General features: G+C 65.8%; 22 protein-coding genes. 13 read left to right on the forward strand and 9 right to left on the reverse strand.

Annotation, left to right across the window (positions count from 1 at the left end):
* Positions 1-20 precede the first annotated feature (20 nt).
* From VH567_RS10580 to VH567_RS10595, 4 genes are read right to left on the reverse strand one after another with little or no spacing between them, the layout of a single operon-like run.
* A complete protein-coding gene (locus tag VH567_RS10580; RefSeq protein ID WP_423325825.1) occupies positions 21-539 on the reverse strand; it encodes an ankyrin repeat domain-containing protein in 519 nt (172 codons plus the stop codon).
* Positions 532-1,701 (reverse strand): glutathionylspermidine synthase family protein, encoded by a 1,170-nt coding sequence (locus VH567_RS10585; protein WP_423325827.1) that lies wholly within the window; start codon positions 1,699-1,701, stop codon positions 532-534. Before VH567_RS10585 ends, VH567_RS10580 begins: the two co-directional genes overlap by 8 nt.
* Complete coding sequence (locus VH567_RS10590; protein ID WP_423325829.1) at positions 1,701-2,447, reverse strand: PspA/IM30 family protein; 747 nt, start codon at positions 2,445-2,447, stop codon at positions 1,701-1,703. The genes VH567_RS10585 and VH567_RS10590 overlap by 1 nt, the downstream gene beginning before the upstream one ends.
* Positions 2,448-2,472: 25 nt before the next feature.
* Positions 2,473-2,907 carry a YjfI family protein gene (locus VH567_RS10595; protein WP_133031098.1) on the reverse strand — a complete coding sequence of 145 codons (435 nt, stop codon included), beginning with the start codon at positions 2,905-2,907 and terminating at the stop codon, positions 2,473-2,475.
* Between the two features lie 126 nt (positions 2,908-3,033).
* Here VH567_RS10595 and VH567_RS10600 point away from each other — a divergent pair, with 126 nt between their 5' ends.
* From VH567_RS10600 to VH567_RS10615, 4 genes are read left to right on the forward strand one after another with little or no spacing between them, the layout of a single operon-like run.
* Positions 3,034-3,675 (forward strand): DUF2491 family protein, encoded by a 642-nt coding sequence (locus VH567_RS10600; protein WP_423325831.1) that lies wholly within the window; start codon positions 3,034-3,036, stop codon positions 3,673-3,675.
* Between the two features lie 32 nt (positions 3,676-3,707).
* Positions 3,708-4,121 (forward strand): DUF350 domain-containing protein, encoded by a 414-nt coding sequence (locus VH567_RS10605; protein ID WP_423325833.1) that lies wholly within the window; start codon positions 3,708-3,710, stop codon positions 4,119-4,121.
* 11 nt (positions 4,122-4,132) lie between these two features.
* Positions 4,133-4,702: a DUF1190 domain-containing protein gene (locus VH567_RS10610; protein WP_132897950.1), complete on the forward strand. Its 570-nt coding sequence runs from the start codon at positions 4,133-4,135 to the stop codon at positions 4,700-4,702.
* Between the two features lie 45 nt (positions 4,703-4,747).
* Positions 4,748-5,140 carry a VOC family protein gene (locus VH567_RS10615; protein ID WP_423325835.1) on the forward strand — a complete coding sequence of 131 codons (393 nt, stop codon included), beginning with the start codon at positions 4,748-4,750 and terminating at the stop codon, positions 5,138-5,140.
* 4 nt (positions 5,141-5,144) lie between these two features.
* Here VH567_RS10615 and VH567_RS10620 read toward each other — a convergent pair whose 3' ends face one another.
* Together VH567_RS10620 and VH567_RS10625 are read right to left on the reverse strand one after the other, a co-directional pair.
* The gene (locus tag VH567_RS10620) at positions 5,145-6,650 is read right to left on the reverse strand and encodes an MFS transporter (RefSeq protein WP_423325837.1); all 1,506 of its coding nucleotides are present in this window, start codon (positions 6,648-6,650) and stop codon (positions 5,145-5,147) included.
* Complete coding sequence (locus VH567_RS10625) at positions 6,651-7,688, reverse strand: LacI family DNA-binding transcriptional regulator (RefSeq protein WP_423325904.1); 1,038 nt, start codon at positions 7,686-7,688, stop codon at positions 6,651-6,653.
* A 262-nt stretch (positions 7,689-7,950) separates the two neighbouring features.
* On the opposite strand from VH567_RS10625, the gene VH567_RS10630 reads away from it, so the two are divergent.
* From VH567_RS10630 to VH567_RS10645, 4 genes are all read left to right on the forward strand, one after another.
* Positions 7,951-10,833 carry a TonB-dependent receptor gene (locus VH567_RS10630; protein ID WP_423325839.1) on the forward strand — a complete coding sequence of 961 codons (2,883 nt, stop codon included), beginning with the start codon at positions 7,951-7,953 and terminating at the stop codon, positions 10,831-10,833.
* Positions 10,834-10,932: 99 nt separating this feature from the next.
* Positions 10,933-12,750, forward strand: a complete 1,818-nt coding sequence (locus VH567_RS10635; protein WP_423325841.1) for an alpha-amylase family glycosyl hydrolase — start codon at positions 10,933-10,935, stop codon at positions 12,748-12,750.
* A complete protein-coding gene (locus VH567_RS10640; protein WP_423325843.1) occupies positions 12,750-14,411 on the forward strand; it encodes an alpha-glucosidase in 1,662 nt (553 codons plus the stop codon). The genes VH567_RS10635 and VH567_RS10640 overlap by 1 nt, the downstream gene beginning before the upstream one ends.
* Before the next feature lie 2 nt (positions 14,412-14,413).
* On the forward strand, positions 14,414-16,492 hold the full coding sequence (locus tag VH567_RS10645; protein ID WP_423325845.1) for a glycoside hydrolase family 97 protein: 2,079 nt from the start codon (positions 14,414-14,416) through the stop codon (positions 16,490-16,492).
* Between the two features lie 48 nt (positions 16,493-16,540).
* On the opposite strand, the gene VH567_RS10650 is transcribed toward VH567_RS10645, so the two are convergent.
* Complete coding sequence (locus tag VH567_RS10650) at positions 16,541-17,167, reverse strand: glutathione S-transferase family protein (RefSeq protein ID WP_423325847.1); 627 nt, start codon at positions 17,165-17,167, stop codon at positions 16,541-16,543.
* 102 nt (positions 17,168-17,269) lie between these two features.
* On the opposite strand from VH567_RS10650, the gene VH567_RS10655 reads away from it, so the two are divergent.
* Positions 17,270-18,685 (forward strand): dihydrolipoyl dehydrogenase, encoded by a 1,416-nt coding sequence (locus VH567_RS10655; protein WP_423325849.1) that lies wholly within the window; start codon positions 17,270-17,272, stop codon positions 18,683-18,685.
* A 168-nt stretch (positions 18,686-18,853) separates the two neighbouring features.
* Here the strand turns inward: VH567_RS10655 and VH567_RS10660 are convergent, their stop codons facing one another.
* A complete protein-coding gene (locus VH567_RS10660; protein WP_132738404.1) occupies positions 18,854-19,054 on the reverse strand; it encodes a hypothetical protein in 201 nt (66 codons plus the stop codon).
* 108 nt (positions 19,055-19,162) lie between these two features.
* On the opposite strand from VH567_RS10660, the gene paoA reads away from it, so the two are divergent.
* From paoA to VH567_RS10680, 4 genes are all read left to right on the forward strand, one after another.
* Positions 19,163-19,813 (forward strand): aldehyde dehydrogenase iron-sulfur subunit PaoA, encoded by a 651-nt coding sequence (gene paoA / locus VH567_RS10665; protein ID WP_423325852.1) that lies wholly within the window; start codon positions 19,163-19,165, stop codon positions 19,811-19,813.
* Entirely contained in the window at positions 19,810-20,760 is a 951-nt protein-coding gene (locus tag VH567_RS10670; protein WP_423325854.1) for an FAD binding domain-containing protein, read from the forward strand. The genes paoA and VH567_RS10670 overlap by 4 nt, the downstream gene beginning before the upstream one ends.
* A 5-nt stretch (positions 20,761-20,765) precedes the next feature.
* The gene (gene paoC, locus VH567_RS10675; RefSeq protein WP_423325856.1) at positions 20,766-22,958 is read left to right on the forward strand and encodes an aldehyde oxidoreductase molybdenum-binding subunit PaoC; all 2,193 of its coding nucleotides are present in this window, start codon (positions 20,766-20,768) and stop codon (positions 22,956-22,958) included.
* A gap of 91 nt (positions 22,959-23,049) precedes the next feature.
* On the forward strand, positions 23,050-24,009 hold the full coding sequence (locus VH567_RS10680; RefSeq protein ID WP_423325858.1) for an NAD(P)H-dependent flavin oxidoreductase: 960 nt from the start codon (positions 23,050-23,052) through the stop codon (positions 24,007-24,009).
* 39 nt (positions 24,010-24,048) lie between these two features.
* Here VH567_RS10680 and msrB read toward each other — a convergent pair whose 3' ends face one another.
* The gene (gene msrB, locus VH567_RS10685; RefSeq protein WP_423325860.1) at positions 24,049-24,498 is read right to left on the reverse strand and encodes a peptide-methionine (R)-S-oxide reductase MsrB; all 450 of its coding nucleotides are present in this window, start codon (positions 24,496-24,498) and stop codon (positions 24,049-24,051) included.
* Between the last annotated feature and the right edge of the window lie 164 nt (positions 24,499-24,662).

Below are 24,662 nucleotides of genomic sequence, written 5' to 3' on the forward strand. Positions count from 1 at the left end.
CGGGTGAACATTTGGGGTAGCTAACCGGTCGTTGCGAAGCGCTCGGCCAACGCCGCATTACCTTGAGACACCGCAAGCGAATGCACGCTGTTTCCCGCCGCATCGACGATCGCCGGGTCCGCGCCGTGCTCCAGCAACAGATCGATGATCCCCGTCTTGTTCACCAGCGCCGCCATCATCAACGCGGTCTGACCCACGCCGTTGCGCCGGTTCACGTCGGCGCCTGCGTCGAGCACGATCTGCGCGATCTCGGTATAGCCCTTGAAGCAGACGCCCATCAGCGCGGTGTTGCCGCGCGCGTCCGCTGCGCCGTCGACCTTCGCGCCTGCCGCAAGGAGCGCTGCGGTGGCTTCGGCCTTTCCGTTGTAGCTGGCGATCACGAGCGGCGTGTAGCCCTTCGCGTCGGTCACCTCGATATCGACACCCGCCTGCAACAGCGCCGGGATCATTTCGTCCCGCCCGGTCCGGGCCGCATCGAACATCAGTTCGACCAGCCGCTCCATCGGCGGCAGTGGCGGCAACTCACGCGCGTCAGTCATCATTCGCCTCGATGATATGCGGCACGAACCGCGCGAGATTGCGCGTCACGACCGTTTCATCTTCCCGAACGCCAATCCCCGCGGCTTCGTTGCCGACCATCCACGCGCCGATTACCGGATGGCGGCCGTCGAATACCGGCGGCGGCGCATAGGCCTGCCGGATCGCGCCCTCGGCACCATAGCCCTGGTCGAGCACGGCGTGGCCGCTCCCGCCGATCACCTCAACGTTGGCGCCCTCACGCGAGAACAGTGGCTTGCGCACATATTTCGGCCCGAGGATCTTGGCGGCGGGATCGTCATCGAAGAACGCCGGGAGTAGGTTCGGGTGCTCGGGATGGCGTTCCCACAACAGCGGCAGGATGCCCTTGTTCGACAGGATCGACTTCCACGCCGGCTCGATCCAGCGCACGTCGGCGCGCGACAGGTTCGGCGCATAGGGCTCGCGGAGCATGAACTCCCACGGGTACAGCTTGAACGCGGCCTGCACCTCGAACCCATCGGTGTCGACGAAGCGGCCGTCGGCGGCGAGGCCGATGTCCTTCATCTCGACGAACTTCGGTTCGATCCCGACCTGCGACGCCAGATCCTCGAAGAACCGCACCGTCTGGCGATCCTCGACCGCCGACGCGTCCGCTGCGAAATGGACGAAGCCACCGCTCGGGAACAGCGCGCGGAACCGCTCGCGCAGCTTGTCAAACAGGCTGTTGAACTGGTCCGTCCCTGCCGGCAACGCACCGCTCGCGAGCAGATCCTCCAGCCACATCCACTGGAACGTCGCGCACTCGAACACCGACGTCGGCGTGTCGGCATTATACTCGTAGAGCTTGGCCGGCCCCGTCCCGTCATAGGCGAAATCGAACCGGCCGTAGAGCGACGGCTGGCGCGTCCGCCACGTCTCCGCGACGTAATTCCACTGCTCGCGCGGGATCGCGAGACGTTCCATCAACTGCTGGTCGCGGACTACCTCGTCGACCAGGTCGAGGCACATCGCGTGCAGCTGTTCGGCGGCGGGTTCGAGGTCGTCCTCGATCTCCGCCAGCGTGAAGGCATAGGCCGCGCCTTCGTCCCAGTACGGTTCACCGTCCGTATCGTGATAGACGAACCCGATCGCGTCGGCCCGCTCGCGCCAGTCGCCGCGCGGGTCGACCGCGATCCGGCGCATCAGGAGTCCGACGTCTTGTCGTCGCGCTGCTCGATCTGCAGCGTCTGGCCGACTTGCGGCGTCTTCGGTGCAGTCAGCCGCGCGAGCACGTCGTCCGCCGAAGACTGGCCCGGCCCGATACCCGCCAGCCGCAGCTTTTCGTCGAGGTCGGCGCCGGTACGACGGTCTTCCAGTTCGCCCGCCGCCTTGATCCGCTCACCACGGATCGCCTGGCGTTCGCGGATACGCGCGAGGCTGTCCGCCGCGGAGCCGAGCTTGTTGCCCGCGCCCATGCTGCCCGATGCGACCGAGGCCTGCGCCTTCTGCACCGACTCGTTGACCTTCACGACCTCGACCTCGCGGCGGAGCTGTTCGATTTTCCGATCGGTCTGCGCGACGGCGGTGTGGATCTGCTCCTCGGCAGCGCGCATGTCCTCGACCTGCGGGGTCTTCAGCGCGATGTCCTGTTCGAGATCGGCGATCCGCTGTGCGACCTGGCGGGCAAGGTCCATGTTTCCCTTCTCGACCGCGATGCGCGCGGAAGCCTCATACTTCGCGGCCTGCGCGCGGAAGCTCTCGACTTCAGTTTCGAGGATGCGGCGGCGGGCGACGAGCCCGGCGAGGTCGTCGCGCGCCTTGCCTTGCGCCTTGTCGGCATCGCGGATTTCCTGGTCGAGGATACGCAGCGCGTTCGCGTCGACGACCGCGGCGCCCGCTTCGTGCGCGCCGGCACGACCAAGGGTGAAAAGCTTGCTCCAGATGGCCATGCCAGTCTCTCCGTTTGTATCTAAATCAGGCGGCAGGAACCTGCGCGTGGCGCAGGTCGGTGGCCGCATCGATCGCGTTCTCGGCAAGCGTGCGGAGTTCGATGATTACGGTATCGAGCCGGCTCGACGTCGCGAGTTCGCCGAACAGCTCGTAATAATCGCGACCGTCGACGGTGCCGATCCCGAAGTTCGACAGCGGCACCAGCTTCTGCGACTTCAGCAGGAAGGTGTTGAACGCCAATTGGTCCTCCTGCTCGTCGCACGGCCACAGCAAGGTCGAGCAGGCGATCTGCGCCTCGCTGACGTTGACGAACAGTTCGAGGTCGCCGTGATGGTGCATCGTCACCAACAATACCGGGTCCGCGCCCTCGAGGATCCGTGCGGAAAATTCGCCGGCTTTCGCAGGCTCGGACGTGTCGAGCGCCGCCTTCAGGCTGCGGACGGTCCAGATGTCGGTCAATGCAAGAACTCCCGTGCTTGTCGCTCGCGCAATCACATAGGCGCGCACGAGAGGCACGCCAATGGCGCTTTGCGACGGCTCGCGCTTTGGCCTATGCGGGGGGCCAATCAGAGAGACGAGGATTGCATGTTCGATCGCCTGTTCGGCCGCAAGCCAGCGCTTGACGAGAACGCCCTGCCCGTCGTCCGCAACGTCACGCTGGGGCGGACGGTAACGGTCGATCCCCTCGCCTGGCGCCGGTTCGGGTCGGAGCTCCTGTTCCCGTTCGATCGCGATACGCTGGTGATCGTCGCGCAAGGGCTGATCGACCTCAACGAAGGCGGCTTCGTCCACCGATTCTACACCGACGACGACATCATGTTCCAGGCGGTCTCGAACGATCGCGCCGGGCAGGACGTGACCGATGTCACGCTGTTCGCGCCGTGGGACAGCAGCTACCCGTCGTCGGCCGCCGAGCGCCCCGCCTGGAAGAGCCGCCTCAAGGCCCGCACCTTCACGGCCGAAGGGCTGCCCGAATACAGCCGGTCGTGGTTCGGTCCCGAAGCGAGCGAGCAGGAGCCCGTGACGTTCTGGGAGGAACTCCACGACGACCGCGACGGGATCGTCGACCGCCGTATCTTCCAGACCTGCATGCTGTTCGCGCGCGATCTGCCGGGCGACGACGGCCGCGAACTGCTGCTCGCGATCGACATGGAGACCGAGTCCGGCGAGGTCTCGTTCGAGATCATGCTGGGCGTGGCACTGGAACTCGGCGAGTTCAGGGCCTAGCGTCGCGCACAGACGGCTCCGGGGGAAATGCCATGATTGATCAATACAGCTTCGGCGCCAGTGCGCTCGCCTTCCTGATCGCGTTCGTTGCGGCGGGGGCGTTCACGATCGTCTTCAAGATCGTCTATCAGGTCGCGACGCCGTATCATGAGAAGTCATTGATCCGGGAGGGCAACACCGCCGCCGCGATCACGCTCGGCGCGGCGTTGCTTGGCTATGTCCTGCCGCTGGCCTCGGCGCTGACGCATACCGTCTCGCTGGTCGAGTTTGCGGTGTGGGCGTTGCTCGCGGGCGTGATCCAGATCGTGACGTTCCTGATCGTGCAGCATTTCGTGATGCGCGACTTCAACGACCGGATCGTCCGCGGCGAAATTGCCGCCGCGACCTATATGGGCAGCATCTCGCTGTGCGTCGGCATCCTCAACGCCGCCTGCATGACGAACTGAGAGGCATAGCGATGAAGCGTTCCAGATCGATCGTTCTCACCAGCCTGATCGCAGGCTCGGGCATTTCTCTGACCGCGTGCGACGGCGATGTCGGTGGCAAGCCGGTCGAGGCTCAGAGCTATGCGTCGGTGCAGGAATGCCGCGCGGCGGGTGCCTTGTCGGCGGTGCAATGCGACACCGCGTTCGAGCAGGCCAAGGCCGATGCCGCCAAAACCGCACCGCGGTTCGAGGACAAGCAGACCTGCGAAGAGCAATATGGCGCCGCGCAGTGCGAGCCGCGTAACAACGGGAGTGGTGGGAGCTTCTTCACGCCGCTGCTGACCGGCTTCCTGGTCGGGCAGGCCCTCAACGGTGGTTTCGGCAACCGCGGTGCGCCGATGTACCGGGATCGAGACGGCAATTATTATGGCGGCGCAGGCGGGCGGATCAACCGCGACTATGTCACGGGCCGGACACGCGTGGGCTCGGACGCCTTCACGCCGACGACGGCGAGAGCCCCTGCCCGCGTCCAGTCGCGCAGTTCGGTGATTTCACGCGGCGGGTTCGGTGGTGGCTTCGGGGGACGCAGTTTCGGCGGCTGATGCGCCTATAGCGAACCAGTTTTCCGATCAGGGGGGAGATATACGATGCATGTTCCAGCGGGCTTTGCCGTCGTCACGCCGTATATCTTCGTCGACGGCGCCAACGAGTATATCGACTTCCTGACAGCCGCATTCGGCGCGCGCGAGATCGGCCGGAGCAGCGATCCGACCGGCCGGATCGCCAATTGCCAGATGCTGTTCGACACCTCAGCGATCATGCTGAGCGAAGCGTCCGACCAATTCCCGGCGAGTTCGGTATCGCTGTACCTCTACGTCGCCGATGCGGATGCCGCGATGGCACGGGCGATCGCGGCGGGCGGTCAAAGCATCATGCCGGTCTCCGACATGCCGTATGGCGACCGACAGGGCGGCATCCGCGATCCGCGCGGGATACTCTGGTGGGTGTCACAACGGATGACCGACGCGCCCTATTTCTAAGCGACTAGGCCGCCCGCGGCACTCGTAGCATTGCCAGCGCTGCAACCCCCATCACGCCGGCGGCGATCAGCATCGCCCAGACCGCGTCGCCCGGGAAGAACGTCCGCACCACCTGTCCCATCACCGACGACACGATCAGCTGCGGCAACACGATGAAGATGTTGAACAACCCCATGTACACGCCGAGCTTCGCCTGCGGCAGCGCGTTGGACAGGATCGCATAGGGCATCGTCAGGATCGACGACCAGGCAATACCGATCAGCACCATCGATCCGATCAACAGATACTGGTCACGTACCACCAGGAACGACGCGAACCCTGCCGCGCCGCACAGCAGCCCGAGGATATGCGCGTCGCGGCGACCGATCCGCGCCGCCAGCGCCGGCATCACGAACGCCCACAGCGTCGCCACGCCGTTATACACCGCGAACAGCACGCCGACCCAGTTCGCGCCCTCGTTATACGCGGCACTCGTCGTGTCGGTCGTGCCGAACACGTGCTGCGTGACAATCGGCGTGGTGTAGATCCACATTATGAACAGCGCGGACCAGGTGAAGAACTGGACGAGTGCTAACTGCTTCATTGTTTGCGGCATGGTGCCAAGATCGCCGACGATCTGGCTGAGAACGTTGGACTCCCTGCCCGACCGCACGAGCGCCGCGCTGACCAGCAACGCCGCGCCGAACGCGATCAGCCCGCCGCCGAGCAGGTAGACCGGCTTGTCGAGCCCGAACCGCGCCACCGCGGCGATGACGATGGCTCCGAGCGCGATCCAGACCGGCGCGAGCCTGGCGTTCGACCGTACGACCGTGTCGCCCCGTGCAACCTCACCCTCGTCCTCGAACGCCGCCATCTCCGCCGGCGAATATTCGCTGGTCGTCAGCACGGTCCACAGCACCGCGAAGAACAGGGCTAATGCACCGATGTAGAAGCCGTATTGCACCGAGGGCGGGATACCGCCCGCGGGCGCGGTGTTCGCAACCTGGAACACGTCCGTGAGGATGATCGGCGCCAGGCTGCCGATCACCGCGCCAGCACCGATGAACCCGGTCTGGAACGCGAAGCCCGCGGTCCGCTGACGGCTGCCGAGCATGTCGCCGACGAACGCGCGAAACGGCTCCATCGCGACGTTCAGCGATCCGTCCAGCATCCAGAGCAGCACCGCCGCGACCCACAGTACGGGCGCATTCGGCATCGCCAGCAGCGCGATCGTGGCCAGCATCGCACCGGCGAGGAAATACGGCCGCCGGCGCCCGAGCTTGCCCCAGGTCCCGTCGCTGTAATGCCCGATCACCGGCTGCACGAGGAGCCCGGTCAACGGCGCGGCGATCCACAGGAACGCGAGATCGTCGACGCTCGTCCCCAGCGACTGGAAGATCCGGCTCACGTTCGCATTCTGGAGCGCGAACCCGATCTGGATTCCGAAGAACCCGAACGAGATGTTCCACAGCCCCCAGAACCCCTGACGCGGCTTTTCCCTACCCGAAATCGGCATTCCAAGGCTCGGCATTCAGTGTCCTTCGCCCGACGATCGCCGGATCACGAGTTGGGTCGGCAGCACCATGCTTTCGGCCGGCCGGTTGCCGATCCGCGCGAGCAGCGTCTCGACCAGCCGGCGTCCGGCGAGGCCGGTATCCTGCGCCACGGTCGTGAGTGGTGGATTGGCGAGGCTGGCGGCAGGGATGTCGTCGAACCCGACGATGGCGACGTCGTACGGCACGTTCAGCCCCGCCCCCGCCAGCACGCGCATCGCCGCCAGCGCGATCAGGTCGCTGGCCGCGACGATCGCATCGAACTGCACGCCGCGCTGGAGCAGTTCACGCGCGGCCCGCGTCCCGTCCTCCTCGGTCGAGATCGCCTCGACCTGCAAACGCGGATCGACCGTCAGGCCGTGTTCGCCGAGTGCCGCGACATAGCCGCGATACCGGTCGTGAAACTCGGGATAATGATCGGTCGCGCTGCCGAGGAACGCGATTCGCCGCCGGCCGCGCTCGATCAGATGCAGCGCCGCCGCCGTGCCGCCCGCGACATTGTCGCAACCGATCGTGATCCCCGGCTGGCCCGGCTGGACCGAGCCCCAGCGTACGAAATGCGTGCCCTGCGCGACCAGCAGTTCGAGCCGCGCGCGATAGTCGGCATAATCGCCATAGCCGAGCAGGATCAGCCCGTCGGCGCGGTGGCTGTCCTCGTAATCGGTGTGCCAGTCGCCGGACAATTGCTGGAACGACACGAGCAGATCGTAGCCATGCGATGCGCACGCCGCCATCATCGCGCCGAGCATGCCGAGGAAGAACGGATTGACCATCGTCTCGTCGGGGGTCGGATCGCGGAACAGCAGCAGCGCCAGCGTCTTGGTGGTGCCGTTGCGCAGGTTCGAGGCACTGCGATCGACGGTATAGTTCAGTTGCTTGGCGATCGCCTCGATCCGCTGCCGGGTGGCCGCGTTGACCGTCGGGCTGCCGCGCAGCGCACGCGACACCGTCGGCTGCGACACGCCCGCAAGCTGGGCGATGTCGAACGAGGTCGGTTTGCCCGCTGGTTTGCCCATAGGTCTGGCGGCGGTCACGTGAACGGCATCCTCGATCAGCCCGTTCGATCGGCGGGCACTACCCGCCCGACACAGCGCAGAACGCCTCCGCCGTCAATCGGTTAGGCGCGGCGAACTGTGTCCCGCACGCAACAGGTCCGGAGCGGCCGGTTTGAATACGTATGTAGCTTGCTTCCCTTTGCGCGGCGCGAATTCCAATGACGGTCTTGTTACATACCCGAGGCGCGAAAGACGCCTAACGGGACCCCAGGGGAGGATTACCATGACGGTTCGCATTCGTGCGTCGGCAACTGCCGCACGCGCCATCCTGAAGCTTTCGGCAAGCGGCGCGACGCTCGGTGCGGCGATGCTGCTCGCCGGCACGCCTGCCTATGCGCAGGACGTGAATGCCGGCACCAAGGTGCCCGATCCCGCCGGCAGCTCGTCGACCGCCGGCAACCCCAACGAGTCCGGCAGCGCACCCGAGCGCCGCGCCGCCAACGCCGCCGTCACCGGCGACCTGACGCCCGCGCAGAACGAAGCGGTCGCACAGTCCGCAGCAGCTACGGTCCAGGACGCCGGCGGCACGCCCGAAGAGGCGGCCATCGTCGTAACCGGCTTCCGTCGCAGCCTGGAGAACGCGGTCGCCGAGAAGAAGTCGCGCGACCAGGTGGTCGAGTCGATCTCGGCCGAGGACATCGGCAAGCTGCCCGACGCATCGATCGCCGAGTCGATCGCCCGCCTGCCCGGCCTCACCTCGCAGCGCGTCAACGGCCGCTCGAACAGCATCTCGATCCGCGGCTTCTCGCCCGACTTCTCGACCACGCTGCTGAACGGTCGCGAGCAGACCTCGACCGGTGACAACCGTGCGGTAGAATACGACCAGTATCCCGCCGAAATCATCAACCCGGTGCTGGTCTACAAGACCGCCAACGCCTCGCTGATCGGCCAGGGCCTGTCGGGCACGGTCGACCTGCGCACCATCCGCCCGATCGAATACGGCAAGCGCGTCATCTCGGTCGGCGGCCGCGGCACCTATGCCGATATCGGCAAGCTCAACGCCGGATCTAAGGACAAGGGCTACCGCGTCACCGGCACCTACGTGGACCAGTTCTTCAACGACACGCTCGGCGTCGCGCTGTCGGCCTCGTATCTCGACGAGCCATACCAGATCCAGGAATTCAACGCCTGGGGCTATGCCGGCGCTGGCACCGCGGCCGTCCCCGCGATCATCGGCGGCTCGAAGTCGTACGTCACCTCGACCAACCTGAAGCGCCTCGGCCTTCAAGGCACGGTCGAGTGGAAGCCGATTCCCGAGGTCACCGCGACGCTCGACGGGTTCTTCTCCGACTTCAACGACGACCAGATCAAGCGCGGCATCGAGCTTCCGCTCGGCTTCGGCGCGGCGACCACCATTCCGACCGCGACGACGATCACCAACGGCCTGGTCACCAACGGCTCGTTCCGCGGCGTCGAGGGCGTCGTCCGCAACGACAGCTTCGAGCGCAAGGCCAAGCTCTATTCGTTCGGCTATAACGGCAAGTACGAAGGCACCGACGGCTGGAACGCGATGGTCGACGTCAGCATGTCGCGCACCACCCGCGACGAGACCGTGCTCGAGACCTATTCGGGCACCGGTTACGGCCAGGGCGTCGGCGCGCAGGACACGATCGGCTTCACGTCGGGCGATACCGGCACCTTCTTCAGCCCGACGCTGAACTATTCGGATCCGGGCCTGATCAAGCTCACCGATCCGCTCGGCTGGGGCGGCGCGAACGTGCAGGCGGGCTATTATAACGATCGTCACGTCGTCGACGATCTGAAGCAGTACCGTGTCGAGATCGAGCGCGAACTCGACAGCCCGATCTCCAGCGTCCGCTTCGGGATGAACTATACCGATCGCAACAAGTCGCTGACGCCGAACGAGGCGCTGGTGCAGCTTGCCAACGGTGCGCTCTCGCAGACGCTGCCGAGCCAGTATCAGCTGACGCCGACCAACCTGTCCTATCTCGGCCTCGGGCCGATCCTCAGCTACGATCCGACCGCGCTGCTCGCCGGCGGCGTGTACCGTCTCGTATCGAACAACAACAATCTGGACGTGGTGGCCAAGGGCTATTCGATCCAGGAACGGATCATGACGTCGTACCTGCAGGCGAACATCAAGCAGGAGATCGGCTCGGCCGAGCTGACCGGCAATGCCGGCGTGCAGGGCGTCTTCACCAACCAGAAATCGTCGGGCAACGTCGTCGCCAATGGCGGCCTGGTCCCGGTGACGCGCGGTGCCGACTATATCGACTTCCTGCCGAGCGTGAACCTTGCGCTGCGCTTCTCGAACGACATCGTCATCCGTGCAGCGGCAGCGCGGCAGATGCAGCGTCCGCGGCTCGACGACATGCGCGTCGCGCTCGCTTACGGCTATGACACCGCGCAGGGCATCCTGAGTGGCAGCGGCGGCAACCCATATCTCCGCCCGATCCGTTCGAACTCGTACGACGTCACGGTCGAGAAGTATTTCGGCAACCGCGGGTATCTGGCGGCGCAGGGCTTCTACAAGCAACTCAAGAGCTTCGTTTACAGCTTTGCCGATACCAACTTCAGCTACGCGGGCTATCCGCTGCCGGCGAACGCGCCCGCCACGACCTCGACGATCGGCACCGCGACCGTCCCGATCAACGGCGAAGGCGGCAATATCTACGGCGTCGAGCTGGCCGGCACGCTGCCGATCGGCGAGATCGTCTCCGCGCTCGACGGTTTCGGCCTGACCGGTGGCGGATCATACACCAAGACCGAGATCGTCCCGACTCCGGGCGGTCGCGCAGAGGATATCCCGGGCTATTCGCGCTGGGTCGCCAACGGCACCGCCTATTTCGAGAAATGGGGTTTCTCGGCACGCGGCAGCCTTCGCTACCGGTCGACTTTCGTCGGCGAGCTGTCAGGCTTCGGTGCGAACCTGGTCCGTCGTCGTGCGGCGGGCGAGATGATCATCGATGGCCAGCTCGGCTACGACATCTCGACCGGCATGCTGAAGGGCGTCTCGCTCTACGTACAGGGCCAGAACCTGACCAACGAGCCGTTCACGACGATCAACGGCACGCGCAGCGACCAGATCATCGATTATCAGAAGTATGGCCGCCGCTTCCTCGCCGGCGCGACCTTCAAGTTCTGATGCCTACGTGCCGCGCGCTTAGGTGCGCGGCACGCTTTTCGGGGGCCCTGTGTTGGAGCCTCTGCCGGGCCGGATGCCCCTACCGACAAAGGATCCCGCATGATCAAGACGCTGATCCTTTCCGCGTTGCTCGGCGCCACCGCGCTGCCCGCCGTCGCCCAGACATCGCCGACCGACTACCGCGCGCGCCTGCCACAGGACGAGGTGATCTACTTCGTCCTGCCCGACCGGTTCGAGAATGCCGATCCGAGCAACGATCGTGGCGGGATCGCCGGCGACCGGCTCAGGACCGGCTATGACCCGACCGCGAAGGGCTTCTATCACGGCGGCGACCTCAAAGGGCTGACCAAGCGGCTCGACTACATCCAGCATCTCGGCGCGACCGCGATCTGGCTCGGGCCGATCTTCAAGAATAAGGCGGTGCAAGGGTCGCCGGGCCACGAATCCGCCGGCTATCACGGATATTGGATCACCGACTTCACGCAGGTCGACCCGCATCTCGGCACCAACGCCGACATGACCGCCTTCGTCGATGCTGCCCACAAGCGCGGGATGAAGGTGTATATGGACATCATCATCAACCACACTGCCGACGTGATCCAGTACCGCGAATGTGGGATCGGCATGCCCTGCCCATACCGTGATCGCGCCACGTATCCGTACCAGCGCAAGGGCGGCGTTGGCGGCAAGGCGATCAATGGCGGGTTCGTCGGTGACGGCGTCCAGACCGCGGCGAACTTCGCCAAGCTGACCGACACGACCTATGCGTACACGCCGTACGTCCCCGCCGCCGAGCGCAATGTGAAGGTGCCGGCGTGGCTCAACGACCCGATCTATTACCACAATCGCGGCGACACCAAGTTCATGAACGAGAGCTCGACGATGGGCGATTTCTCGGGCCTCGACGATGTGATGACCGAGAACCCCCGCGTCGTCAGCGGCATGATCGACATCTTCGGATCGTGGATCGACCGGTTCAAGGTCGACGGCTTCCGGATCGATACCGCGCGTCACGTGAACCCCGAATTCTGGGCGCAATTCGTCCCCGCGATGCTGACGCGGGCGCAGGCGAACGGTATTCCGAACTTCCACATCTTCGGCGAAGTCTCCGATCACGAGGTCCGCCCCGCCGTGCTTGCGCAGCACACGATCGTCGACAAGCTGCCCGCGGTGCTCGATTTCGCGTTCCGCCAGGCGGTGGTCGAGACCGTTGCGGGAACGCGCGGGACCGACGCGTTCGAGGCGTTGCTCGACGGCGACGTGCTGTACGCTAAGGGCGCCGACACCGCGGCGATCCTGCCGACCTTCACCGGCAACCACGACGACGGCCGCTTTGCGACGTTCGTGCGGAAGGCGTTTCCACAGGCGACCGACGACGAGGTGCTCAAGCGCGTATTGTTGTCGAACGCGATGCTGCTGACGCTCCGCGGCGTGCCGACGATCTACTCGGGCGACGAACAGGGTTTCGTCAGCGACGGGAACGACCAGGACGCGCGCGAGGACATGTTCGCCTCCAAGGTGGCGATCTACAACGACAACCGCCTGCTCGGCACGACCAAGACCACCGCGACCGAGAGCTTTGGTGAAACCAACCCGCTGTTCCGCGAGATCGCCGACCTTTCGAAGGTCCGCATCACGCATCCCGCCCTCACCCGCGGCCGCACGCTGATCCGCAGCCGCAGCGAAACGCCCGGCCTGCTCGCCGTCTCGCGCTTCGATCCGACCACCGGCGCGGAAATCCTGCTGGCGTTCAACACCTCCGCCAAGCCGCTCACCCAGGCGGTGCAGGTCGAGACCGGCTCGTCCCGCTTCGCCACGCTTGCCGGCAAATGCGCGCCCCGCGCCGCCGCCCCCGGCAGTGTCATGATAACCCTGCCCGCGTTCGGCTATGCCGTCTGCGCCGCGGAGACCCGTTAATGCCTGACACTGCCTTGCTGCCCGTTGCCGCCGATCACCGACCCCAGGACCGCCCGTGGTGGAAAGGCGCGACGATCTACCAGATCTATCCACGCAGTTTCGCGGACTCGAACGACGACGGGATCGGCGACCTGCCCGGCATCACTCGCCATCTCGACTATGTCGCGAGCCTCGGCGTCGATGCGGTGTGGCTGTCGCCGTTCTTCACATCGCCGATGAAGGACTTCGGCTATGACGTTGCAAACTACCGCGATGTCGACCCGATCTTCGGCACGCTCGCCGACTTCGACGCGCTGATCGCCCGCGCCCATGCGCTGGGCCTGAAGATCATCATCGACCAGGTTTACAGCCATACCTCGGACGAGCACCCGTGGTTCGTCGAGAGCCGGTCGTCGCGCACCAATCCCAAGGCGAACTGGTATGTCTGGGCCGACGCCAAGCCCGATGGCAGCCCACCGTCGAACTGGCAGTCGGTGTTCGGTGGTCCCGCCTGGACCTGGGACGCGCGGCGCCGGCAATATTACCTGCACAATTTCCTGAAGGAACAGCCGCAGCTCCACGTCCATGACGCCGACGTGCAGGACGAGATCGTCGACACGGCCAAGTTCTGGCTCGATCGTGGCGTCGACGGCTTCCGCCTCGATGCGATCAACTTCACGATGCACGATCCGGCGCTCACCGATAACCCGCCCGCGAGCGACAACAGCCTGAAGACGCGACCGTTCGACTACCAGGCGCACGTCCACAACCAGAGCCATCCGGATATCCCGGAGTTCCTCGAACGGCTGCGACGGCTGATCGACGGATACGGCGACCGCTTCACCGTGGCCGAGGTCGGCGGTGCGGACAGCGACCGCGAGATGAAGCTGTTCACGCGCGGCAACACCCGGCTCAACAGCGCTTATGGCTTCGACTTCCTCTACGCCTCCGCGCTCGATCCGAAGACTGTGGCGGATGCGATCCTGTTGTGGCCCGCGGACGCCGATCTCGGCTGGCCGAGCTGGGCGTTCGAGAACCACGACGCGCCGCGCGCGGTCTCGCGGTGGGTCGATGGCGGCCATCATCCGGAGGTGCGCGACGCGTTCGCGCGGATGAAGATGCTGCTGCTCGTCTGCCTGCGCGGCAACATCTTCCTGTATTATGGCGAGGAACTCGGTCTGACCCAGGTCGAGGTGCCGTTCGACCTGCTCCAGGATCCGGAAGCGATCGCCAACTGGCCGCTGACGCTGTCGCGCGACGGGGCGCGGACGCCGATGCCGTGGATCGCCGACGCCCGGAACGCCGGCTTCTCGAACGCGACGCCGTGGTTGCCCGTAGGCGGTGATCATGCGGCGCTGGCAGTCGATCGGCAGGAAGGCGATCCGGACTCGCTGCTCCAGTTCACCCGCCGCCTGCTTGCGTTGCGCAAGGCGAGCCCTGCGCTGGCGATCGGCGACCTGACTCTGGTCGAGGTCTCGTCCTCCATGCTCGCCTTCGAACGCCATGCCGATGGCGAGACGATGCTGTGCGTGTTCAACATGGGCGCCGATCCCACCGAATGGCGCCCCGCCCAGCCCGAGCGCTGGCGCGTGCGCGATGTCGTCAACGCCATCGATACCCACCACGCCGGGGGCTGGACCCTCGGCGCCTATGCGGCACTCGTCGCCGAAAGGATCGCCTGACCATGAAGACCCTTCTGCTGCTCTCCGCCGCGCTGATCGCCGCTCCCGCCTTCGCGCAGGATGCAGTCCCCGCACCGACATCCAACGAGACGATCAAGCCGCAGCCCGCCTCCGCCATCCCGAGCGTCAGTGCGACCTCGCCCGACGGCGGCATCATCGTCACCGTCGCGACCGATGGCGAGGGCAAGGCGACGTACAGCATCACCCGCAAGGGCGAACTGATCGTCAGCCCCTCACGCCTCGGCTTCCTGTTCACCGACGCGCCCAAGTTCGACCGTCACCTGAAGATCGAAAGCGTGACCCGCAACAAGGCGGATTCGACCTGGACGCAGCCCTGGGGCGAATGGACGTCGATCCGTGACAATCACACCGAGATGCGCGTCCGCCTGGTCGAGACCGACCGGCTGAAGCGCGCGATCGACGTCGTCTTCCGCCTGCAGGACGACGGCGTCGGCTTCCGCTACGAATTCCCCGAACAGCCCAATTTCAAGACGATCAACATCGCCGAGGAACTGACGCAATTCGCCTTCGCCGAGGACGCCACCGCATGGTGGAAGCCCGCGTTCGAATGGAACCGGGAGGAGTATCTCTACAACCGCACGCCGCTGACCGGCGTCGGCACCGCCGCCACCCCGATCACGTTGAAGCTCACCAGCGGCACGCACGTCGCGCTGCACGAGGCGGCGCTGACCGACTATGCCGGGATGAACGTCGCCAAGGTGGAGGGCAACACGCTGAAGGCGGTGCTTACGCCGGGTGCCGGCTCGCCGAAGGTCACGCGGACCGGTCCGTTCGCGACGCCGTGGCGCACGCTTATCATTTCGAACGACGCACCAGGGCTCTACATGAGCCACCTCGAACTGAACCTCAACGAGCCCAACAAGCTTGGCGACGTCAGCTGGGTGAAGCCCGGCAAGTTCGTCGGCGTGTGGTGGAACATGATCACCGGCAAGTGGAGCTGGGCGACCGGACCGCAGCACGGCGCCACCACCGCGCATGTGAAGAGCTACATCGACTTCGCCAGCGCCAACAAGATTCCGGGCGTGCTGGTCGAGGGCTGGAACGTCGGCTGGGACGGCGACTGGTTCGGCGACGGTACCGCGATGCAGTTCGATACGCCGACGCCGGACTTCGACGCGAACGTGCTCGCCAAATACGCGAAGGCGAAGGGCGTCTACCTTATCGGCCACAACGAGACCGGCGGCTCGGCGAGCCATTACGACAGCCAGCTCGACCGGTCGTTCGGCTATGCGCGCGATCACGGCATCCCGGCGGTCAAGACTGGGTACGTCACCGATGCAGGCCAGATCGAGCGCGTCGATCCCGACGGCACCGCCAAGCGCGAATGGCATGAAGGCCAGTGGATGGTGAACCACTATACGCGGGTCGTCACCACGGCAGCGAAGTACAAGGTCGCGATCGACAGCCACGAGCCGGTCAAGGACACCGGCCTGCGCCGCACCTATCCCAACTGGATCGCGCGCGAAGGCTCGCGCGGCATGGAATATAACAGCTGGGCCGGCAAGAACCCGCCCGACCATGAGGCCAACCTCGCCTTCACGCGTATGCTCGAAGGGCCGATGGACTTCACGCCGGGCGTGCTCAGCCTCAAGGGGTCGGACAACAGCGACATCCTGTCGACGATCGCCAAGCAGCTCGCGCTCTACGTCGTGCTCTACTCGCCGGTCGTGATGGCGGCGGATACGCCCGAGAACTATGCGAAGTATCCGGCGGCGTTCCAGTTCATCAAGGACGTGCCGACCGACTGGTCCGACACCCGCGTCCTGAACGGCGAAGTCGGCGACTACGTCACCTTCGCGCGCAAGGACCGGAAGTCGAACGATTGGTACCTCGGCAGCGTCACCGACGAGAATCAGCGGACGCTGACGGTGACGCTCGACTTCCTCGATGCGGGCAAGAGCTACACCGCGCAGATCTATCGCGACGGTCCGGGCGCCGACTACAAGACCGATGCGCGGCATTCGATCACGATCGAGACGAAGACCGTCCGCAAAGGCGACACGCTGACGCTGCCGCTCGCGCCGGGTGGCGGCGAGGCGATCCGGCTTAAGGCTCGGTAAAATGGTACCCCGTCGTCCCGGCTCGAGTCCCGGACGACGGGGCCGCGATCAGCGGCGCGCGGGCATCAGCGGACCACCGATCTCGGTGGCGGCGATGAAGGCGGGACGCGCGCGCAGGCGATCGAGATACGCGGCAACATCAGGGTGCTCCTTCAGCAGCCCGGCGCTCTCCGCGATCGCGAGCATGTAGCACATCTGGATATCGGCCAGCGTCAGTTGCTCGCCCATCAGATACGGACCGTCGCCGACGCCCGCGCCGATATAGTCGAGCGTCTTGGTCACTTCGGGGCCGGTGAACTTGGCGAGACCGTCGGGGAGCCCGCCCATCCGCTTGCCGAGCGACGTCATCATGATCGGCAGCGATGCCGAGCTTTCGACATATTGCAGCCACTCGTCGTGGATCGCCGCGGCATCGGTGTCGACCGGCGGCGAGAACCGGCGGTCGCCATAGCGCTCGTCGATGTACGACAGGATCGGTGCGCTCTCCGCAAGGGTCAGTGCGTCGTCGACGAGGATAGGCGCCTTGCCGAGCGGGTGGATCGCCTTGAGTGCGGGCGGCGCGCGAAAATTCTCGTCGCGCTCGTATTTCACCAGGTCGTACTCGATGCCGAGTTCTTCGAGCAGCCACAACACGCGGATCGAGCGCGAGTAGTTCAGGTGGTGGAGCGTTAACATAAGCGTCCTTCGTCAGGGAATGTGCTGCACTGCGGAACGGCTGGGTGGCGTCGAAGGTTTCGTCGAGCGTGGCTCCGGAATTCTCCGGCAACGGAGAGACGTATGACGAAGCTGACCTGCGATGTGGCGATCATCGGCGCGGGCACCGCCGGCCTTGCCGCCGAACGGAGCGCACGTCGCAACGGTGCGAAGACGCTGCTGATCGACGAGGGCTTTGGCGGCACGACCTGTGCGAGCGTGGGATGCATGCCCTCCAAGCTGTTGATCGCGGCCGGGAATGCGATGCACGCTGTCGAGCAGGCCTCGGTGTTCGGGGTCGCGGCGTCGGGCAAGGTCGACAGCGTTGCCGTAATGGCGCGTGTGCGGAAAGAGCGCGATGCGTTTGTCGCAGGGGTCGAGGAGTCGATCGACACATTGCCCGACGACGTGAAGATCGAGGCCCGTGCGACATTCGCGGGTGCGACGATCCTCTCGTTGAGCGACGGGCGTGAAGTCCACGCCAAGTCGGTGGTGATCGCCACGGGATCGAGCCCCGCGATCCCCGAGATGTTCGACACGGTGCGCGATCGCGTGCTCACCAACGAGAGCATCTTCGAATTGCAGGACCTGCCGGGCTCGATCGGTGTCATCGGTGCGGGTGCGCTCGGGCTCGAACTGGCGCAGGCGATGGCGCGGCTCGGGGTCGAGACGATGGTGTTCGATACCGGCGAGACGATCGGCGGCCTGAAGGACCGCCATGTCGCCGAGGCGTATCACGCGATCCTGTCGCGCGAGATGCCGATCCTGCTTGGTGTCGAGCTCGAGGTCGAGCCCGATGGCGACGGGGTTGCGCTGTCCTGGACCGGGTCGGCGTCGGGAACTAAGCGCTTCGACTATCTGCTCGTCGCGGCCGGGCGCCCGCCGCGGATCAAGGGCATCGGGCTGGAGACGACCGGTCTCGCGCTCGATGAGCATGGCATGCCGGACTATGACCGCGAGACGATGCAGTGCGGCAGCGCGCCGATCTTCATCGCCGGCGATGCGGATCACGATCGCGCGGTGCTGCACGAGGCGTCGGCCGAAGGGACGATCGCCGGGCGGAATGCTGCGAGCTATCCCGAGGTCACGCCGGGCAAGCGTTCGGTGCCGTTCGCAATCACCTTCACACACCCCAACGTCGCGGTGATCGGCGAGATCGCGAAGGACGATGATGCGGGCAGCGTGATCGGCACAGCGTCGTATGACGACCAGGGCCGGGCGAAGGTCGAGGCGTGCAACGCCGGGCTGGTGCGGTTCTACGCGGATCGTCGTGACGGGCGGCTGACCGGCGCGACGATGGCGGGGCCTGCGGTCGAGCATAGCGCGCACCTGATCGCCTGGGCGATCCAGAGCGGCTGGACCGCGACCGAGGTGCTGGACCTACCCTTCTATCACCCGACGTTCGAGGAGGGGATGAAGGGCGCGCTTCGCTCGATCTGTAGCGAGGTGCATGCGCCGACCCCGCCGGATCGCGACGATGGGTTTACGCCTGGGACTTGAGGCGCCGAAAAAAAGATACCACCCCGGCGAAGGCCGGGGCCCAATTGGAAAGTTGGCTGTAACGAACCACTGCCCGCTATTACGAACGTCACCCAATTGGGCCCCGGCCTTCGCCGGGGTAGTGCAGTTAGGGGGAACGCGTGGAAAGTTCCGCTTACCGGGGTCGCACTACTCCTCCAGATCCAAATACGCGACGACGTCGTTTTCCGTCGCCAGGTACAGCCCCGCCTGGACGTCCTCCTCTTGTTGCGCGGCGATTGCCAACGCCTCACCCAGCGGCCCATAGAACAGCGTGGTCGCCGCCCCGCCCTCGCCGCTGTCGTCGAGATGATACAAGCGAACCGATACGCTCGAAGAAATCGTCCGCATTACAATACCCTACCCAAAGCTTCATGACCGAGAATTCACGGAACAAAACGCGAAGCAGCGCAACTTTGCCGCGCTTCGCTTGTTATGCCAACAGATACAGGGGTTTATATGCATCAGGATGAAGGTTTTCCGGTGTCGCGCCGTGGCGTGATCGCCGGCGGTGTCGCGTCGGCCACGTTGGCGGCGGCACCTGCCGCGCAGGCTCAGGCGCAGGCCCAGGGTACCGCGCAGTCGGCCCCGCCGACCATGCCGGTCACGCTCAAGGTCAATGGCCGCACCACCAAGCTCAACGTCGATACGCGCACCACGTTGCTGGACGCGCTGCGCGAAAATCTGAAGCTGACTGGCACCAAGAAGGGCTGCGACCACGGCCAGTGCGGCGCGTGCACGGTCATCGTCGAGGGTCGCCGGATCAACAGCTGCCTCACGCTCGCGGTCATGCACGAAGGCGAGGAGATCACGACGATCGAAGGCCTCGGCACGCCCCAGAAGCTGCACGCGATGCAGGCGGCGTTCGTCAAGCATGACGGCTATCAGTGCGGCTATTGCACCCCCGGTCAGATCTGCTCGGCGGTTGCGACGCTCGGCGAGATCAAGGCCGGCATCCCCAGCCATGTCACCGGCGACATCGCCGCGCAGCCGACGGTGTCGACCGCCGAACTGCGCGAGCGGATGAGCGGCAACCTGTGCCGCTGCGGTGCCTATTCCAACATCATCGACGCGATCCACGACGTCTCGGGCACGGAGCGCACCGCATGAAGGCCTTTACCTATGAGCGCGCCACGTCGGCAAAGGAGGCCGCGAGCGCCGCGGTCCGCGTGCCGGGCGCAAAGTTCATCGCCGGCGGCACCAACCTGCTCGACCTGATGAAGCTGCAGATCGAGACGCCGCAGCATCTGATCGACGTCAACGGCCTGGGCCTCGACAAGATCGCGCCGACGTCGGACGGTGGCCTGCGCGTCGGCGCGCTGGTCCGCAACACCGACCTTGCCGCCGATGCGCGCGTGCGGAAGGATTACGGCGTGCTCAGCCGAGCGCTGGTGTCTGGCGCCTCGGGCCAGTTGCGCAACAAGGCGACGACCGCGGGCAATCTGCTCCAGCGGACGCGCTGCCCGTATTTCTACGACACCACCAAACCCTGCAACAAGCGACAGGCCGGCAGCGGCTGCGCGGCGATCGGCGGGTTCAATCGCAACCTGGCCGTGCTGGGGACTAGTGAGGCCTGCATCGCGACGCACCCGAGCGACATGGCGGTCGCCATGCGCGTACTCGACGCGACCGTCGAGACCGTGAACGCAGCCGGTGAGACGCGCGCGATCCCGATCGCCGACTTCCACCGGCTCCCCGGCACCACGCCGCAGATCGAGACGTCGCTCGCACCGGGCGAACTGATCACCGCGGTGACGCTGCCCAAGCCGATCGGCGGCACGCACATCTACCAGAAGGTGCGCGACCGCGCGTCCTACGCCTTTGCCGTGGTTTCGGTCGCGGCGATCATCCAGCCCGACGGTCGCGGCCGGCTGGCGTTCGGTGGTCTTGCGCACAAGCCCTGGCGCGTCGAATCCGCCGAGGCGCAGATGCCCAACGGCGCCAAGGCGACCGCAGCGGCGGTCCTCGCCGGCGCCCGCACCACCTCACAGAACGCGTACAAGCTGCCCTTGGTCGAACGCACCATCGGCGCCGTGTTCGAAGACGCGAAGGCCTGATCGCCATGAAGTTCGATACCCCCGCAACCGCCAATCCTACCGACCGCATGAAGGTGCTCGGCCAGCCGCTCGACCGGATCGATGGCAAGCTGAAGACCACCGGCACCGCGCATTATGCGTATGAGCGCAGCGATGCGGCTCCCAACGCCGCTTATGGCTGGATCGTCGGCGCGGCGATAGCCAAGGGCCGGATCGAGAGCATCGACATGGCCGACGCGAAGGCCGCGCCGGGCGTGCTCGCCGTCGTCACCTATGAGAATGCCGGCAAGCTCGGCAAGGCGAAGAACCACACCGCGCGTATGCTCGCCGGCCCCGACGTGCAGCATTACGACCAGGCCGTCGCCGTCGTCGTCGCCGAGACGTTCGAACAGGCGCGCGCGGCGGCCAAGCTGCTCCGCGTTACCTATGCGCGGGCGAGCGGCAATTTCGATCTCGCCGCATCGCAAGGCTCGGCGACCAAGCCGAAGAGTGGCACGCCCGACACCGCAGTCGGCGACTTCGCCGGCGCGTTTGCCAAGGCGGCGGTCAAGGTCGATGAGCGGTATACGACACCAGACCAGAGCCACTCGATGCTGGAACCGCACGCGACCACGGCCGCATGGAAGGACGGCAAGCTGACGCTGTGGACCTCGAACCAGATGCTCAATTGGGCGGTCGGCGACATGAGCGAGACGTTGCTGATCCCCAAGGACACTATCCATGTGATGTCGCCCTATGTCGGCGGTGGCTTCGGGTCGAAGCTCTGGATTCGCAGCGATGCGGTGATGGCGGCGCTCGGTTCGCGCGCGATCGGCGGGCGCCCGGTCAAGCTCGCGCTCGCGCGGCCGCAGGTGATGAACAACACCACGCATCGCCCGGCGACGATCCAGCGCCTCCGCATCGGCGCGCAGAAGGACGGCAAGATCACCGCGATCGCGCATGAGAGCTGGTCGGGCGATCTCGCCGGCGGTGGCCCGGAGACAGCACCGAACGCGACCCGCCTTCTCTATGCCGGCGCCAACCGGATGACCGCGACGCGGCTCGCCGTGCTCGATCTGCCCGAGGGCAACGCGATGCGGGCACCGGGCGAGGCCGTCGGCCTGCTCGCGCTCGAGGCGGCAATGGACGAGCTGGCCGAGAAGCTGAAGATGGACCCGGTCCAACTGCGGATCATCAACGACACGCAGGTCGACCCGGAAAAGCCGTCGCGTCAGTTCTCGCAGCGCGATCTGGTCGGCTGTCTGAAGACCGGTGCCGAACGCTTCGGCTGGGACAAGCGGAACCCCGTCCCCGGCCAGGTTCGCGACGGTCGCTGGATGATCGGCATGGGCATGGCGTCGGCGTTCCGCGACAACGTCACCATGAAGTCGGGCGCACGCGTCGGGATCGACAAGAAGGGCGTCGTGACGGTCGCCACCGACATGACCGATATCGGCACCGGCAGCTACACGATCATCGCGCAGACCGCCGCCGAGATGATGGGCGTGCCCGTCGACAAGGTCATCGTCCTGCTCGGCGACAGCAGCTTTCCCGAATCCTCGGGGTCGGGTGGCCAGTGGGGCGGCAACAGCTCGACCGCAGGCGTCTATGCGGCGTGCATGGCGCTGCGCGATGCGGTCGCCCGCAAGCTCGGGTTCAACTCGGCCGACGTCGTGTTCGAGGACGGCAAGGTGAAGTCGGGCAACCGCAGCGTCGCGCTGTCGGAAGCGGCGGGCGACGCGGGGCTGTCCGCCGAGGACTCGATCGAGTTTGGCGACCTGACCAAGACTTACGCACAGGCAACGTTCGGCGCGCACTTCGTCGAGGTCGCGGTCGATTCGGCCACCGGCGAGATCCGCGTCCGTCGCATGAGCGGTGCGTTCGCTGCTGGCCGTATCCTCAACCCGAAATCGGCGCGCAGCCAGATTATCGGTGCGATGACGATGGGCGTCGGCGCGGCGTTGATGGAGGACGCGGTTGTCGACAAGCGCTTCGGCTATTTCGTCAACCACGACATCGCCGAATACCATGTCCCGGCGCATGCCGACGTGCCGCACCAGGAAGTGTTCTTCATGGACGAGCTCGACACGAAGTCGTCGCCGATGAAGGCCAAGGGTGTCGGCGAGCTCGGCATGTGCGGCGTCGGCGCGGCGATCGCCAACGCCGTCTACAACGCCTGCGGGGTGCGAATCCGCGAATACCCGCTGACGCTCGACAAGGTCATCGGCAAGATGGCCTGATACCCAGCCCTCCACCATGCCGCATCATCGGTCGGGGTGGAGGGCAAAACCGGCTCTGGCGCGGGCGAATAGGTTGCGCTAGAAAACCCACATGACCGTACCCGCTATTCTAAAAAACCTGCGACTGCCCGTCATCGGCTCGCCCCTGTTCATCATCTCGGGCCCGGAGCTGGTGATCGCGCAGTGCAAGGCAGGCATCGTCGGCTCGTTCCCCGCACTCAACGCGCGGCCTCAGGCGATGCTCGACGAGTGGCTGCACCGGATCACCGAGGAACTCAGCGCGCATAACCGCGCGCATCCCGATCGGCCGGCGGCACCGTTCGCGGTCAACCAGATCGTTCACAAGTCGAACGACCGGCTGGAGAGCGACCTCGCCACCTGCGCCAAATGGCAAGTGCCGATCGTCATCACCTCGCTCGGCGCGCGCGAAGACCTCAACACCGCAGTGCACGGCTGGGGTGGAATCACGCTGCACGACGTGATCGACGACCGGTTCGCGCGCAAGGCGATCGAGAAAGGCGCCGACGGCCTGATCGCGGTAGCTGCCGGTGCCGGTGGTCATGCCGGGCGCCTGTCGCCGTTCGCGATCGTCCAGGAAATCCGCCAGTGGTTCGACGGCCCGCTCGCGTTGTCGGGCTCGATCGCGACCGGTGACGCGGTGCTGGCGGCGCAGGCGATGGGCGCGGACTTCGGCTATATCGGCTCGCCGTTCATTGCCACCACCGAGGCGAATGCGGATCAGGCGTACAAGGACGGCATCGTCGCGGGAAAGGCGTCGGACATCGTCTATTCGAACCTGTTTACCGGCGTGCACGGCAATTACCTCCGCGCGTCGATCGTCGCGGCGGGCATGGATCCGGATGCGTTGCCCGAGGGCGACCTGAAGACGATGGACTTCGGGGGCGGCAATGGCTCGAAGCCCAAGGCCTGGCGCGACATCTGGGGTTCGGGCCAGGGCATCGGCGCGGTGACCGAAGTCGAGAGCGTTGCCGATCGTGTCGATCGCTTGGAACGCGAATATCGCGCAGCGCGCGTTCGGCTCGCCCTTTAGGCCGGTGCAGGCGTGCACGCAGCACGCCTGCACCGGTGATCAGCCGACCTCTTCGACCTGATCGAGATAATCGGCATAGCCTTCCGCTTCCATGTCCGCGCGTGGCACGAAGCGGAGCGACGCGGAATTGATGCAGTAGCGCAAGCCGCCCCGGTCACGCGGGCCATCGGGGAAAACGTGCCCGAGATGGCTGTCGCCGGCCGCCGAGCGCACTTCGATCCGCGCCATGCCGTGGCTGTGGTCGTGCAGTTCGGCGACGTTGGCGGGCTCGATCGGCTTGGTGAAGCTCGGCCAGCCGCAATGCGAGTCGAACTTGTCGGCGGACGCGAACAGCGGCTCGCCCGAGACGATGTCGACATAGATGCCGGCCGCCTTGGTATTGAGATATTCGCCCGTGCCCGGCCGCTCGGTGCCGCTTTGCTGGGTAACGTGGAACTGCTCGGGCGTGAGCTTGGCGATCGCTTCGTCGGTCTTTGTGTACGCGGTCATGCAATCCTCTGGGGCGGTCTAGCGCCGGTTGGCCGGTCGAGGCTGAGCCATCGGCCGGCGGGTTGACCCCAGATATATAGTGCGTCCCATCGTGCACCAAAGAGGCGCGGCTTCACACTTCCTTGTTCTCCCGCGAAGGCGGGAGCCCAGACTGGGCTCCCGCC

It is taken from the genome of Sphingomonas sp. 4RDLI-65 (genome assembly GCF_049472435.1).
In the GTDB taxonomy this organism is placed as follows: Bacteria; Pseudomonadota; Alphaproteobacteria; order Sphingomonadales; family Sphingomonadaceae; genus Sphingomonas.

Coding starts and splice junctions, on each gene's coding strand:
- VH567_RS10580 (WP_423325825.1), bottom strand. CDS start 539: ATGACTGACGCGCGTGAGTTGCCGCCACTGCCGCCGATGGAGCGGCTG.
- VH567_RS10585 (WP_423325827.1), bottom strand. CDS start 1,701: ATGCGCCGGATCGCGGTCGACCCGCGCGGCGACTGGCGCGAGCGGGCC.
- VH567_RS10590 (WP_423325829.1), bottom strand. CDS start 2,447: ATGGCCATCTGGAGCAAGCTTTTCACCCTTGGTCGTGCCGGCGCGCAC.
- VH567_RS10600 (WP_423325831.1), top strand. CDS start 3,034: ATGTTCGATCGCCTGTTCGGCCGCAAGCCAGCGCTTGACGAGAACGCC.
- VH567_RS10605 (WP_423325833.1), top strand. CDS start 3,708: ATGATTGATCAATACAGCTTCGGCGCCAGTGCGCTCGCCTTCCTGATC.
- VH567_RS10610 (WP_132897950.1), top strand. CDS start 4,133: ATGAAGCGTTCCAGATCGATCGTTCTCACCAGCCTGATCGCAGGCTCG.
- VH567_RS10615 (WP_423325835.1), top strand. CDS start 4,748: ATGCATGTTCCAGCGGGCTTTGCCGTCGTCACGCCGTATATCTTCGTC.
- VH567_RS10620 (WP_423325837.1), bottom strand. CDS start 6,650: ATGCCGAGCCTTGGAATGCCGATTTCGGGTAGGGAAAAGCCGCGTCAG.
- VH567_RS10625 (WP_423325904.1), bottom strand. CDS start 7,688: ATGGGCAAACCAGCGGGCAAACCGACCTCGTTCGACATCGCCCAGCTT.
- VH567_RS10630 (WP_423325839.1), top strand. CDS start 7,951: ATGACGGTTCGCATTCGTGCGTCGGCAACTGCCGCACGCGCCATCCTG.
- VH567_RS10635 (WP_423325841.1), top strand. CDS start 10,933: ATGATCAAGACGCTGATCCTTTCCGCGTTGCTCGGCGCCACCGCGCTG.
- VH567_RS10640 (WP_423325843.1), top strand. CDS start 12,750: ATGCCTGACACTGCCTTGCTGCCCGTTGCCGCCGATCACCGACCCCAG.
- VH567_RS10645 (WP_423325845.1), top strand. CDS start 14,414: ATGAAGACCCTTCTGCTGCTCTCCGCCGCGCTGATCGCCGCTCCCGCC.
- VH567_RS10650 (WP_423325847.1), bottom strand. CDS start 17,167: ATGTTAACGCTCCACCACCTGAACTACTCGCGCTCGATCCGCGTGTTG.
- VH567_RS10655 (WP_423325849.1), top strand. CDS start 17,270: ATGACGAAGCTGACCTGCGATGTGGCGATCATCGGCGCGGGCACCGCC.
- VH567_RS10660 (WP_132738404.1), bottom strand. CDS start 19,054: ATGCGGACGATTTCTTCGAGCGTATCGGTTCGCTTGTATCATCTCGAC.
- paoA (WP_423325852.1), top strand. CDS start 19,163: ATGCATCAGGATGAAGGTTTTCCGGTGTCGCGCCGTGGCGTGATCGCC.
- VH567_RS10670 (WP_423325854.1), top strand. CDS start 19,810: ATGAAGGCCTTTACCTATGAGCGCGCCACGTCGGCAAAGGAGGCCGCG.
- paoC (WP_423325856.1), top strand. CDS start 20,766: ATGAAGTTCGATACCCCCGCAACCGCCAATCCTACCGACCGCATGAAG.
- VH567_RS10680 (WP_423325858.1), top strand. CDS start 23,050: ATGACCGTACCCGCTATTCTAAAAAACCTGCGACTGCCCGTCATCGGC.
- msrB (WP_423325860.1), bottom strand. CDS start 24,498: ATGACCGCGTACACAAAGACCGACGAAGCGATCGCCAAGCTCACGCCC.